The organism is Nocardia sp. CC213A (genome assembly GCF_030766805.1).
Classification (GTDB): domain Bacteria; phylum Actinomycetota; class Actinomycetes; order Mycobacteriales; family Mycobacteriaceae; genus Nocardia; species Nocardia otitidiscaviarum.
In genome coordinates this window covers 545187-558565 of record NZ_JASFXA010000003.1, presented here as the reverse complement: position 1 = coordinate 558565, position 13379 = coordinate 545187, and the positions used below count along the sequence as shown (strand labels likewise).

The following is a 13379-nucleotide window of genomic DNA, read 5'->3' as shown; positions in this document are numbered from 1 at the left end:
ACGGCTGAAGGCCGCACTGGCCTGGTTCGGCGCACAGTCCGGGCCACCCATGTCCGAACCCGGCACCGCGCCCATGGTGGGCTTCGCGGCGCTCATGCACACCCTGCCGCCCGGGCGGGCCGTCGGCGGCAGCGGCGCGCTCACCCGGGCCCTGGCCGATCGGCTGCGTGCCGACGGCGGCGTGGTGCGCACCGGCGACGCGGTCACCGCCCTCACCCGCGACGGCAGCGGCTGGTCGGTGCGCACGGCGGGCGGACGCGAACTGCGCGCCGACACGGTGGTCGCGGGTGCGCACATCCTCACCACCCTGGACCTGTTGGAGCAGGGCGGTTTCGACGCCGCCCGGCTGGCCGACTGGCGGCGCCGCATTCGGGTCGGCCCCGGCATCGGCATGGTGGTGCGTGCCGCCACCAGCGACCTGCCCCGCTATCCGGGCGCGGACACCGCCGAATCCGCGACCGGCCTGCAACTGCTGACCACCGACCGCCGCCACCTGCGCCGCGCCCACGGGGCCGCGCTCGCGGGCGACCTACCGCCGCGCCCGGTGGTGCTGGCCATGAGTTTCAGCGCCCTCGATCCGAGCATCGCGGCCGCCGGGGAACACCAGCTCTCGCTGTGGGCGCAGTGGCATCCCTACGCGCTCGCCGACGGCAGCGACTGGAGCGCGCACGCCGACCGTGAGGCCGACCGCATCATCGCCGAGGTCGAGGCGCACGCACCGGGTTTCGCGGACACCGTGCTGCGTCGCCACGTACAGACCCCCGCCGACCTGGAACGGGAGCTGGGCCTGCGCGGCGGCAACGTCATGCACGTGGAGATGTCCCTGGACCAGATGTTCGCCTGGCGCCCGCTCCCCGAACTCGCCGCCCACCGCGTCCCCGGCGCCCCCGGCCTCTACCTCACCGGCGCGTCCACCCACCCCGGCGGCGGCGTCTCCGGAGCCAGCGGCCGCACCGTGGCCCACCTCATCCACCGCACCACCCGCCGCCGCTTCCACCGACCCCGCCCATGACCATCGCAACCCCACCCCTCGCCGCCGTACCCCACGCCGTCGACCGTGCGAGGGGGAACTCGTGGCGGGGCGCTCTCGGGCGATGCCGCCACCAGTTCCCCGTGATCGATCGTCCAGCCGCGTGCGGAGGCGGGACGGCGGCGGGGGCGCTATGCGAGCGGCGGGTAGGTCGGTGAGGGCAGCGCGGTGGCCGGTGGCGGTGGTTCCGGCGGTGTTGCTGGTGGCGGTGCAGATTCTGTATCCGCTGACGGCCGGGGTGGCGCGGGATCGGGTGACCGTGGCGGTGGTGTCGCTCTCCGCGGCAACGGCTTTGACGCATGCCGGGCGGACGCGGGGTGTCCGGTGGGCCGTCGGTGTGCTGGTGATCGTGTCCGGGGTCGGGTTGCTGGCCGAGATGGTGGGCACGGCAACGGGATTCCCGTTCGGCTGCTACGACTACGCGAGCGGGCGGATCGGGCCGTCGGTGGCGGGGGTGCCGCTGGTGGTGGCGCTGGCCTGGACCGGTGGCCTGTACCCGGTGTGGATCGTCGCGGGGCAGCTGTACTCGCGCACGGTGACGCGGGTGACGATGACGGCCGTGGGGGCGGTCGGCTGGGATCTGTTCCTGGATCCGCAGATGGTGGCGGACGGGCAGTGGATCTGGTGCTCGCCCTCGCCCGGCCTGCCCGGACTCCCGGAGATCCCGCTGACGAACTACCTCGGCTGGTTCGCCGTCGGCCTGGTGATGGCCGGACTGCTGGCGCTCTGGGATCGGACCGCACCGAACCTCGAGCGCACACCCACCACCGCACGGCCAGCCACCGCACCACCCACCAGCGCCGCCACTGCCACTGAACCGTCGGCCACCGAACCAGCTACCACCACCAAGCAACCGGCCACCGCAACCACGCAACCAGCCACCGCAGAATCGGCAGCCACCGACGCGGCCGCCACCGATCGGCCGGACGCCGCCCCCGTCTCACCCGGCGTCGCCGCCGGTCGAAACACCCCGGCCGCTTCGCCACCCGCAGGAGCGAGTACGACCGGGCCATCAGCCGTATCGGACGCGGCACCGGACCCGACGAACGCGCCAGCCGCCGGACACGACCCGGCCAAGCCACCGATCGCCCCTGCCCCTGTTCGCAGGGCGGACACTGCCGCGGTCGCGGTCCGTTCCGGCGATGTGGCGGTGCCGGTGGCCGTATTCCTGTGGACCTGGCTGGGTTCGGCGCTGGCGCATGCGGTGTTTCTCGGGTTGCCGGTGTCGGCGGGCTACGGGTTGGTGGGGCTGGGGGTGTTGGGGATTCCGCTGGTGCGGGCGTTGTCCGCCCGTCGAATCACGCTGCGGCCGGTGCGTCATGGCACGATGTGAGCCGTGCAGCCGAGTCCGAAGACCGCCATCGCAGCCGACCAGCTCGAACCCGCGCTCACCGCGCGGCGACCGCGCCGTGCGGTTCGAGTGACCGCCGCCTTACTGTTCGCGGCGTTGCTGCTGCCGCTGCTCTCCGGCTGCCTGCGGGTGCAGGCGTCCATGGGCGTGTCGTCCAACGACCGCGTCTCGGGGCGAATCGTCGCCGCCGCCGTCCCGCAGAGCGAGGACGACAAGGGCCCGCAGCTGAAGGCGCCGGACGCGCTCACCGGCAAGGTGCGCGTCGAGTCCTATTCGCAGGACGGCTATGTCGGCAGCCAGGTGTACTTCGAGGACCTGACATTCGGTGAGGTGCAGCAGCTCAGCGCGCTGTCCGATCAGACCCAGGGCATGTTCACCCTCGCCTTCAACCGCCTCGGTGACCTGGTCACCCTCACCGGCCGGGTCGATCTGGGGAGCCTGCCGCCGCATGGTTCGGATGTGCAGTTCACCGTGGCCTTCCCGGCCCGCGTCGGCACCACCAATGGCACCCGCGAGGGCGATTCGGTGGTCACCTGGAAGCTGCCCGCCGGTGATGTGTCCACCCTGCGCGCCGAGGTCGGCTACGCCGATCCCAATACCCGTTCCTTCGCGGGCTGGGCGGGCATCGTCGGCGGCATCACGCTGGCCGTGGCCGCCATCGTGGCGGTGCTGGCCTACATGAACCGCAACCCCGACGCCCCCGAATACGTCCGCGCCGCCCGCTGGATCCGCCCCGGCCGCGGGCCGCGAACACCAGCCGAGTAGAGGCGACCGGCCTTGCGCCGCAGCATGTTTCCCGCACGCGACCGGGCTGTGCCTCCCGCACGCGGTCTGGGCTTCCCACACGGGAGCGGGCTGTGCGCGGCATTCCCAAGAAGGAGCGGCTTGTACGCGGCACCCCCTCACGCGAGCCGTTCGTGGGCGGCTTCCCCACGCGCGAGCCGTTCATGAGCGGCTTCCCCACGCGCGAGACGTTCGTAGGCAGCTCTCCCACGCGGCAGCGGCTTGTGCGCGGCTTCCCCACACGACAGCGGGCTGTACGCGTCGGTGAGCGGTTCGTGCGGGCCGGGGCCGCCATCGCGGTGGCCGGGGCCGCCATGGCGCTGGTCAATCGGCTCACCGTGCCGAGGCTGCGGGTGGGGCAGAGTGTGATCGAACCGGTCACGGTGTGCGTTCCGGCCCGTGACGAGGTTGATCGGGTGCCCGCGCTCATCGCGGATCTGCGTGCGCAGCAAGGAGTTCCGCGGCTGCGGGTAATCGTCCTGGACGACGCCTCCGCCGACGGCACGTACGAGGCGGTCGCCGAGGCCATCGCCGATGACGAGCGATTCACGCTGGCGCGCAATCACTCCGAGCCGCGCGCGGGCTGGACCGGCAAGACGGCGGCGTGTGCCGCACTGGCCGAATTGGCCACGGCAACGGAGCCCACCGCGCTCGTCTTCCTGGATGCCGACGTCCGGCTGGCCCCCGGAGCGCTGGCCGCCGCGGTCACCGAATTGCGCCGCCGCCGTGCCGCACTGCTGTGCCCCTGGCCCGAGCAGCGCGCCGAATCCCCCGCCGAACTGCTGGTACAGCCGCTGCTGGCCTGGTCGTGGGCCGGTACGCTGCCCGTCGCGGTGGCCAACCGCACCCGCCGCCCGTCCGTGGCGGTGGCCTGCGGCCAGTTCCTGGTCTTCGACACCGCCGCGTATCGGGAGATCGGCGGACATGCGGCGGTTGCGGCCGAGATCACCGAGGATTTGGCCATCGCCCGCGCTCTGCGCCGGGCGGGCCGCCGCACCGTACTGGCGGCCGCCGGACGCCTCGCCAGCACCCGAATGTACCGCGACGCTGCCGAACTCGAATCCGGCTACACCCGCTGGCTGTGGTCGGCCTACGGCGGCCCCACCGGCAGCGCCGCCGTCGCGGGCCTCGCCGCCCTCGCCTACTGGGTGCCCCCGCTGGCCGCCGTCGTGGGCCGGGATCGACTGCGCCACACCGGACTGCTGGGCTATGCCGCCGCCGTCACCGCCCGGCTGCTGGCCCGCGGCACCGAGCGCCGCCGTGCCCTGTCGGTCGCCGATATCCTTGCGGCCCTGGCCCATCCGCTCTCCATCGCCGCCTACCTGCGCCTGTCCTACCGTTCCCACCGCGCCCACCGTGCGGGCACACTGACCTGGAAGAGCCGCGACATCCACGGTTGACCGGCCGGACCGCGAGCACTCCCCCGCACGCTGTGCACACCAGCACTCACGCGCCGTACGGCGCGTGGACCGCCGAGCGGATTCCGGAGACCGGGAGCGCCGGGCAGAGTGCGCGGCGGGCGAAGACCGCGCATTTCGCCGTGTCATGTGATGGCGCAGTGGAACTGTCGAGGCTCACGCTGGCCGTGGCATCGGCGTGGCGGGCATCGGCAGATCGCTGCGGCAGGGCTTCGGTGCCGCGAGGCCCCCGCGTCGACAACTGGCAGGCGCTCGCCCGTTGACCCGCCCGGCGACCCCGTGCGGAGGTCAGGGCACCTCGGTTATGCCCACCGTGGGCAGGAAGAAGCAGGAGGCCGCGCCGTTGCGGACCACGCCGAAGATGGCCGCGAGCACGGTGCCGGAACCGGTTTCGACCGGGACGGCGCGGACGCCGCCGCGTGGCAGGGTGGCGAGGAAGAAGTCGGCGACCGCCCGTTCGACCATCGGGCGGAGTTCGGCCGGGACCTGCGGCGGGATCATGGAGCGCACCATCTGGGACATCGAACCCATGGGCGCGAAACCGGATCGGCCGGTATCGGCATTGAGCCACACCACCTGCATGCCGGAGGTGTCCGCACCGTCGGCGGCCAGGCCGTAGGGCACGAAAGCGAACATGGTCTGGCCTGTCTTCACGGCCGAGAGGTCGAGCCCGGGAATATCTCTGGCGAATCTGGGCCACGGGCCGGGGATCGCTCCGGCCATCGCGGGAGCCAGGCCGAGGGTGGTGGAGTTCAGGCAGAACGGGGCGGCCGTCGGGTACAGGAACGGCTGCACGCCCAGCTCTTCCAGGCGCTCGACGGATTGGCCGTAGGCGCTGAGCCAGTCGCCGGGCGCCGCCGCGTCCATGGCGCGGGCGATGACCGCGCTCGCGTCCGACTCCGGCCCGCCCGTACTCGGGGCGGCGGTCGCGGGGCCCGCGAGGACCGCGCAGGCGCTCAGGGCGCCCACCACTCGGACGAGGTTGTGAAACATCAGCATGTCTGTCTCCTCGGAGTCGCGGTCGAGGAGGGACATTACTCCCGTGACCAGTGCATTCCGGGCATTTCGCCCGGCGCGGTCAGGCGCGAACCGGTGCGGGAGTGACCGTGTAGCCGAGGTTGGACAGCACCTCACCGGTGGCCTTGGCGAAGTTCAGCGTGATGAAGTGCAGGCAGGGCGCGCCCTCGTCGATGAGCCGCTGCGCCATCTCGGTGGCGATCTCGATCCCGGCGGCGCGCACGGCCTCGCGGTTCTCCTCGGGACCGTCCCCCGCGGCCTTGCGCAGGCGTTCCAGCACCGCGGTTGGCAGCGGGCGGCCGGACAGCTCCTCGGCCCGCTGCACGGTGCGCAGCGAGGTGATCGGCATGAGCTCCGGAATGATCGGCTTGGCCCCCTGCTCCGGATCGGCCGCCACCGCCCGATCACGCAGCCGCAGATAGTGCTCGACGTCGAAGAACATCTGAGTGATCGAATACTCCGCGCCCGCACGCAGTTTCGCCAACAGGAAGCGGGTGTCGGAGTCGAGGTCGACCGAACGCGGATGTCCCTGCGGGAAGGAAGCGACGCCCACGTGGAAGTCGCCGAGCTCGCGCACCATGCGCACCAGCTCCTCGGCGTACTCGACGCCGTCGGGATGCTTCACCCACTCCCCGAGCGGATCGCCCGGTGGATCGCCGCGCAGCACCAGCAGATTACGAATGCCGCAGTCCGCGTACGCGCCGACGATGGAGCGCAATTCGGCGACACTGTGGTCGACGGCGGTCAGATGCGCCACGGTGAGCAGCGTCGTCTCCCGCGCCAGCTGCCCCGTCACCCGAATGGTGCGATCGCGGGTGGACCCGCCCGCACCGTAGGTCATGGATACGAAGGCCGGATGCAGCCGCTCGAACTCCCGCGCCGCCCGCCACAGCCGTGCCTCCCCGGCGGCGTCACGTGGCGGATTGAACTCCACCGAGAACGGAATCGACCCGTCCGGCCGGGGGCCGAGGTGCTGCACAACCGATGGAGTTCCGGAAACCTGCGGCGTGCGGGAAACTCGGCCAGGGGTCGAAGCTCCCCGTACATCGTCGAAACTCACGGCCCCAGTGTAGGGGGCGCGACACCCGCGCCCGACCGCCACCCGCACCGCCTCGATCGTCGCGACCCGCACAGACACCCCGGCCTGCCCGAGAAACGAGACGGCTGTCTCACCTACCGGACACACCTGCCATACGAACCAGTCGGCATTCAGACCGGTACCGGGCACCGGGCAGACCGCACCCGCGACCCGTATGTGGCCCGGACACACAGGCGACAGCCCCTGCTGCGGTCCGACACATCCCGGTCACGCGGACAGCAGTCCGTCCCTCCGGCCCCGCACACCCCCGGCCACGCAGACAACAGCCCCCTACGGCCCGTGCACCCCGGGCACACGGACAACAGCCCATACGGCCCACGCATACCCGGCCACGCAGACGACTCGCCCGTGCCACGTCGGGGCGGCTGCGCCCACACGCGAGACGAAGCCGCCGTTCCCGGCCGTGCACACGAGATCACCTGACACTCGGTCGGATGCCCCAGCTATTCGACGCCGCGGTGTGACCCGCGCGAGCCTCCGGCGAGTCCCACCGACGACCCCCACGCATCCCCGGGCACGCGAACAACCCGCCCCGCGCCCCGTGGCCGCGCCGGGGCGGCTGCGCCCACACGCGAGACGAAGCCGCCGTTCCCGGCCGTGCACACGAGATCACCTGGCACTCGGTCGGATGCCCCAGGTATCCGACGGCGCGGTGTCACCCGCGCGGGTCGACGGCTGTCCCACCACGGACGGGCGCTCTTCCGCTGGGTACAGTCGAGCCCGAACTTCCCTCGCGGACGAACCGCGGTCGCGGCGGCGGCGAACCACTGTTGCCAGCGCGGCATCCGAGCACGAATCTCAGGAGGTCCCCCGTGTCCGCCGGACCCGGTACGCCGACCCGTCACCCGGCCCTTCCGGCAACGGGCTCGGGGTCGCTGGTCGCAGCCGTCGAGGAGCGACTCACCGACTTCTTCGCCAGCCGCGCGCCACTCGTGGAACCTCTCGGCCCGGTTTTCGTGGACGCGGCGCGTGCCCTGGCGGATTTCGTGCTGCGCGGCGGCAAGCGCACCCGGCCCGCGTTCGCCTGGACCGGCTGGCTCGGGGCGGGCGGACGCGCCGACGATCCGGCCGCGGCGGCGGTGCTCACCGCCTGCTCGGCGCTGGAACTGGTGCAGGCGTGCGCCCTCATCCACGACGACATCATCGACTCCTCCCGTACCCGGCGCGGCTTCCCGACCGTGCACGTCGACTACGAGCAGCGGCACCGCGACGCCGAGTGGGCCGGGGACGCCGACCACTACGGCACCAGCGTCGCCATCCTGATCGGTGACCTCGCGCTGGCCTGGGCCGACGATATGACCCACGAGGCCGGGCTGGACGCCGCCGCCCGCGCCCGATTCGCGCCGGTGTGGGCGGCCATGCGCACCGAGGTGCTCGGCGGGCAGCTGCTCGATATCCACGGCGAGTCCGCGGGAGACGAATCCGTGGCGGCGGCGCTGCGGATCAACCGCTACAAGACGGCCGCCTACACCATCGAACGGCCGCTGCACATGGGCGCCGCACTCGCCGACGCCGACCCGGCACTCATCGCGGCCTACCGCGAATTCGGCACCGATATCGGCATCGCCTTCCAGCTGCGCGACGACCTGCTGGGGGTTTTCGGCGATCCGGCGATCACCGGTAAACCCTCCGGCGACGACCTACGCGAGGGCAAACGCACCGTCCTGATCGCCGAGGCCCTCACCCGCGCCGACGCTACCGATCCGGCGGCGGCCCGGCTGCTGCGCGAGAGCCTGGGCGCGGATCTCGACGCCGACACGGTCGCGCGGCTGCGCACCGTCATCACCGACCTCGGCGCGGTGGACGCGGTGGAGCGGCGCATCACCGACCTCACCGAACGCGGCCTCGCCGCCCTCGACGGCAGCACCGCCACCGCCGAGGCCAAGGCGCACCTGCGGACAATGGCGCAGGCCGCGACCGCGCGCGCCTACTGACCCCGAACCAGCACCGACACCGAACCAGCACCCGAACGAGTACGAAAGCCGTCGAATGAGAACTGTTGCGGGACCGACCGATCGGGTCGTGGTGGTGGGCGCGGGACTGGCGGGACTGGCCGCCGCCCTGCACCTGACCGGGTCCGGACGACAGGTGACGCTGCTGGAGCGGGCCGATCACCCGGGCGGGCGGGTCGGCCGCTATCGCGGCCCGGACTACGAGGTCGATTCCGGGGCAACCATTCTCACCCTGCCCGAACTCGTCGACCAGGCGCTCGCGGCGGTCGGGCACACCCGGGAGTCGGTCGGGCTGCGCATTCTCGACGTGACCCCCGCCTACCGCGCGCGCTTCGCCGACGACGCCGTCATCGCCGTCCACGCCGATCCGGACGCCATGGCCGCCGAGATCACCCGTGTGCGCGGCACCGCCGCCGCCCGGCGCTACCGGCGACTACGCGACTGGCTGCACCGGGTCTACCGGGCCGAGTTCGGACCCTTCATGGACACCAATTTCGACTCCCCGCTCGATATGGTCCGCATCCCCGAGAAGCGCACGGCGCTGGCCGAACTGGTGCGCATCGGCGCGTTCGGCCGCCTCGGCCCCCGGGTGCGGCGCATGCTGGGCGATGAGCAGCTCAGTCGCCTGTTCAGCTTCCAGGCCCTGTTCGCGGGGATGGCCCCCGCCCGGGCCCTCGCCGTCTACGGCGCGATCCCGTACATGGACACCTGCCTGGGCGTGTACTACCCGGAGGGTGGGATGCGCGCCATCGCCGACGCCCTGGCCCGCGCCTTCACCGCGGCGGGCGGCACCCTCGCGGTGAACACCGAGGTCACCGGCATCGACTATCACGGCCGCCGGGCCCGGGCCGTCCGGCTCGCCGACGGCAGCACCCTGCCCTGTGACGCCGTGGTGCTCACCGCCGACCTCGGCGGTCTGGACCGTTTCGGCGTGCGCCGCCGCCGCTGGCTGCGCGCCTCCCCCTCGGCGGTCGTCGCGCACGGCACCATTCCGGCGCGGGAGACCGAATCCTGGCCGGTGCGGGCGCATCACACCATCGACTTCGGCCGGGCCTGGGACGACACCTTCACCGAGATCGCCGCCCGACCGGGCCGCGGCGCGCTCATGAGCGATCCGTCGCTGCTGCTCACCCGGCCCGCGCTCACCGACCCGACGCTGTACATCGACCGCGCGGGCACTCGGCACGAACCGCTGTCGCTGCTGGCACCCTGCCCCAATCTCGATGCGGCGGCGCTGGACTGGGACCGATTGGGCCCGGCCTATCTGCGCGAACTCCTGCTCACCCTGGAAGCACGCGGCTACCAAGGGATTTCCGAACACTTCCGCATCGACCACGTCGACACTCCGCGCACCTGGCTGGAGCGGGGCATGGTGGCGGGCACGCCGTTCTCCGCGGCGCACCTGTTCCGCCAGACCGGCCCCTTCCGCACCCGCAACCTGGTGCGCGGCCGCGACAATGTCGTTCTCGCAGGCTGCGGCACCACCCCGGGCGTCGGCGTGCCGACCGTTCTGCTCTCCGGACGACTCGCCGCGGCGCGCATCACGGGTGATGTGCGACATGCCCGGACCGGAACCGGCCGCACCGACGCGGTGGCCCCGTCGCCGACGCACTAGACTGGCCCGCGTCCAGAATCCGATGCGGTCACCAGACCGCCGACCTTTCCGGGGGGAACGACCGCCAATGCCGACCCCCGACACGGACGCCGCCACCGCACCGGACGCCTCCGGCGACAGTGTGGCGACCCCAGGGCCGACGACAGCGGCCACCGGCACAGCGATTTCGGGACAGAGCATGGTGAGCATCGGACACGATATCGGCACGGGGACCGACGGCGAGGCCGCCGCGCGCCGCCGCTGGGCCTACGTCGCGGAGTTCATCCGCAGCCCGGAGGGCCGGGCGGCGCTGCTCGGCTTCTTCGGCGCGGTCATGATCACCTTCGGCGGGTTCGGGGCGGGCAGTGTGCGCCGCCGCGACCCGCTGCTGGAGGCCGCGCACCTGTCCTGGCTGCGTTTCGGGCACGGCTACTACCTGTCCACGCTGTTCGTGTGGATCGGCGTGCTCGCCATGATCACCGCCTGGGTGCGGCTCGGGCGGATCACCATCGGCACCGTGCGCGGTCCGGCGGTGACCCTGAACGAACTGCGCGCCATCGTCGGCATCTGGATCTTCCCGCTGCTGTTCGCGGTGCCGATGTTCAGCCGCGACGCCTACTCGTATCTGGCGCAGGGCGCGCTGCTGCGCGACGGCTTCGACCCCTACCAGGTCGGTCCGGTGGTCAATCCCGGTGTGCTGCTGGACAACGTCTCCAATGTGTGGACGCTGACCACCGCGCCCTACGGCCCGATCTTCCTGCTGCTCGGTGACGGCATCACCTCCATCACCGGTGACAATGTGGTGGCCGGGACCATCGCGCTGCGGCTGGTCATGCTGCCCGGACTGGCGCTCATGCTGTGGGCGGTACCGCATCTGACCAAGCATCTGGGCGGCAAGCCCACCACGGCGCTGTGGCTGGCGGTGCTCAACCCGCTGGTGCTCATCCATCTCATCGGCGGTGTGCACAACGAGATGCTGATGGTCGGGCTGATGGCCGCGGCCATCGCGCTGGTGCTGGAGAAACACCATGTCGCCGGATTCGTGGTGCTGGCCATCGGTGTGGCCATCAAGGCCACCGCGGGGGTGGCGCTGCCGTTCCTGGTGTGGATCTGGATGATCCACGAGCGCGACCGGCGGGCCGAGTTGGCGCGTGCGCAGGGCTCGGACGACGAGGGGCAACTGCCGCATCCGGTGCTCATGTTCGCCAAGATCGCCGGACTCGGCGTCTCGGTGTTCGCGGCGGTCTTCGTGGCCGCCTCGGCGCTGGCCGGGGTCGGTATCGGCTGGCTGACGGCGCTGTCCGGTTCGAAGAAGATCATCAACTGGCTGTCCGCGCCGACCATCATGGCGCACATGGTCACCTGGGTGTCGCCGCTGCGGCTGGAATCGGTGCTGTCGGTGACGCGCATGCTGTGCGCGGTCGCGCTGGTGGTGGGGCTGGTGTGGACGTGGTGGCGGTTCCGGCACAGCGAGCGCGAGGCCGTCTTCGGCATCTGCATCGCGTTCGTGGCCATCGTGATCCTCTCGCCCGCGGCGCTGCCCTGGTACTACTCGTGGCCGCTCGCCCTGGCCGCCGGATTCGCGCTGTCCACCCGGACGCTGCAGTGGCTGGTGGGGCTGTGCACCTGGCTGATGCTGGTGTTCAACCCCGACGGGTCGATCGGACTCTACAACTGGCTGCACGTCGCGGCGGCCACCTTCGCCGCCGTGGTGGCCGCACTGGCGCTGCGCACCGTGGATCCGCTGCGGCTGAGCACCGAGCACACGCGCTCACGGACCGAGCCGCCCGGCGCGGCGACGGGCACGGGCGCGAGGACTGGGCAGGGCGCGACGGCGGGCACGGCCATGGCGGCCGCCGGCCCGGCGGCATCGCCGTCCGCGGCGGGATCGGCAGCGGGTTCGGCGGGATCGTCGGCCGCCGCTTCGTCGGCACGCACGCCATGACCCCATCCGCCGAACTGACGCGCGCCTACCGGGACTGCCGTCGGATCGCCGCCGCCCACGGGCGCACCTACTTCCTGGCCACGCGGCTGCTGTCGCCGGAGCAGCGACCGGCCGTACACGCCCTGTACGCCTTCGCCCGGGTGGTCGACGATATCGTCGACCACACCGCTACCGCCCCGTCGACCGGCGGCCCCGACCGCACGGAATCCGGTGCGGCACAACTGGATCGCATCGAGCACGATCTCCGCCGCCGACTGCACCGACTATCCGCCGACGGTACCGATACCACCGCACCCGACCGAAACGGAACCGTCACCGTCGCCAATGGCGAGCGCACGGTCGGCTGCGAAACCACGACCCGCGGCCGCGAAACCAACACCGCCGGGGGCGAAGCCGGTGCCGCCTCGGCGGTCCGGACCGTAGCGTTCCTCGGCGATACCGCATCGCGAGACGCGCAGAGCAGTGTCCTGGCCGCCGTGGCCGACACCATTCACCGTTACGCCATCGCCCCCGCACACTTCTGGGTCTTCCTCGATTCCATGCGCATGGACGTTCCCGACAGCCCGCTCTTCCGCGACCGGTACCCGTCCATGACCGCCCTGCGCGAGTACATGCGCGGTTCGGCCGCCGCCATCGGCCTGCAGATGCTCCCGGTCCTCGGCACCGTGGTGCCCACCGCCGACGCCGAACCGGCCGCCGCCGCCCTCGGCGAAGCCTTCCAGCTCACCAATTTCCTCCGCGATGTCGGCGAGGACCTCGACCGCGGCCGCGTCTACCTGCCCGCCGACGAACTCACCGCCTTCGGAGTGAACGACGACCTGCTGCGCCACTGCCGGACCACCGGCCGCACCGACCCCCGTGTGCGCCGCGCCCTGGCCCACCTCATCGCCACCAACCGCGCCGTCTACCGCACCGCCACCCCCGGCATAGATCTGCTGCGGCCCCGGGTGCGCCCCGCCATCCGCACCGCCGCCGCCCTCTACGCGGGCATCCTCGACGAGATCGAACGCCACGACTACGAGATCTTCACCCGCCGCGCCGCGGTCCCCCGCCACCGCCGCCTCCGGGTCGCCGCCCGCGAGTTCGCCCGCTGTTCCCGCTGCCCCGAACCCGAGTCTTCGACACCGTAGACCACCTGCCTCGGCCAAATACGCTGCGGCAGGGATTCTCCCGCATACTGGCCACTTCAT

At 72.1% G+C, this 13379-nt stretch carries 10 protein-coding genes; 8 read left to right on the top strand and 2 right to left on the bottom strand.

Annotated features, from left to right (window positions below; translation table 11 throughout):
- From QJS31_RS08445 to QJS31_RS08430, 4 genes are all read left to right on the top strand, one after another.
- A partial coding sequence (locus tag QJS31_RS08445) for an NAD(P)/FAD-dependent oxidoreductase (RefSeq protein ID WP_306356358.1) occupies positions 1–1012 on the top strand: 1012 nt, incomplete at its 5' end.
- Positions 1013–1184: 172 nt separating this feature from the next.
- Positions 1185–2363 (top strand): carotenoid biosynthesis protein, encoded by a 1179-nt coding sequence (locus tag QJS31_RS08440; RefSeq protein WP_372341687.1) that lies wholly within the window; start codon positions 1185–1187, stop codon positions 2361–2363.
- Between the two features lie 87 nt (positions 2364–2450).
- Complete coding sequence (locus QJS31_RS08435; RefSeq protein ID WP_052373302.1) at positions 2451–3146, top strand: DUF3153 domain-containing protein; 696 nt, start codon at positions 2451–2453, stop codon at positions 3144–3146.
- Between the two features lie 332 nt (positions 3147–3478).
- Positions 3479–4564 (top strand): glycosyltransferase family 2 protein, encoded by a 1086-nt coding sequence (locus QJS31_RS08430; protein ID WP_306356372.1) that lies wholly within the window; start codon positions 3479–3481, stop codon positions 4562–4564.
- Between the two features lie 306 nt (positions 4565–4870).
- Here QJS31_RS08430 and QJS31_RS08425 read toward each other — a convergent pair whose 3' ends face one another.
- Together QJS31_RS08425 and QJS31_RS08420 are read right to left on the bottom strand one after the other, a co-directional pair.
- Positions 4871–5581, bottom strand: a complete 711-nt coding sequence (locus QJS31_RS08425; protein WP_282785195.1) for a hypothetical protein — start codon at positions 5579–5581, stop codon at positions 4871–4873.
- 79 nt (positions 5582–5660) lie between these two features.
- Entirely contained in the window at positions 5661–6659 is a 999-nt protein-coding gene (locus QJS31_RS08420; protein WP_282785194.1) for a methylenetetrahydrofolate reductase, read from the bottom strand.
- A gap of 851 nt (positions 6660–7510) precedes the next feature.
- Here QJS31_RS08420 and QJS31_RS08415 point away from each other — a divergent pair.
- The 4 genes from QJS31_RS08415 (at position 7511) to QJS31_RS08400 (ending at position 13319) form a co-directional block, all read left to right on the top strand.
- Positions 7511–8632 carry a polyprenyl synthetase family protein gene (locus tag QJS31_RS08415; RefSeq protein WP_306356356.1) on the top strand — a complete coding sequence of 374 codons (1122 nt, stop codon included), beginning with the start codon at positions 7511–7513 and terminating at the stop codon, positions 8630–8632.
- Between the two features lie 55 nt (positions 8633–8687).
- Entirely contained in the window at positions 8688–10265 is a 1578-nt protein-coding gene (gene crtI, locus QJS31_RS08410) for a phytoene desaturase family protein (protein WP_282785192.1), read from the top strand.
- A gap of 178 nt (positions 10266–10443) precedes the next feature.
- Positions 10444–12189: an alpha-(1->6)-mannopyranosyltransferase A gene (locus QJS31_RS08405; RefSeq protein WP_372341693.1), complete on the top strand. Its 1746-nt coding sequence runs from the start codon at positions 10444–10446 to the stop codon at positions 12187–12189.
- A complete protein-coding gene (locus QJS31_RS08400; RefSeq protein WP_306356354.1) occupies positions 12186–13319 on the top strand; it encodes a phytoene/squalene synthase family protein in 1134 nt (377 codons plus the stop codon). The genes QJS31_RS08405 and QJS31_RS08400 overlap by 4 nt, the downstream gene beginning before the upstream one ends.
- Positions 13320–13379: the final 60 nt, after the last annotated feature.

What these genes read in the sequence shown, in the direction of transcription:
- crtI (WP_282785192.1), top strand. Translation starts at nt 8,688, where the DNA reads ATGAGAACTGTTGCGGGACCGACCGATCGGGTCGTGGTGGTGGGCGCG.
- QJS31_RS08405 (WP_372341693.1), top strand. Translation starts at nt 10,444, where the DNA reads ATGGTGAGCATCGGACACGATATCGGCACGGGGACCGACGGCGAGGCC.
- QJS31_RS08400 (WP_306356354.1), top strand. Translation starts at nt 12,186, where the DNA reads ATGACCCCATCCGCCGAACTGACGCGCGCCTACCGGGACTGCCGTCGG.
- QJS31_RS08425 (WP_282785195.1), bottom strand. Translation starts at nt 5,581, where the DNA reads ATGCTGATGTTTCACAACCTCGTCCGAGTGGTGGGCGCCCTGAGCGCC.
- QJS31_RS08430 (WP_306356372.1), top strand. Translation starts at nt 3,479, where the DNA reads ATGGCGCTGGTCAATCGGCTCACCGTGCCGAGGCTGCGGGTGGGGCAG.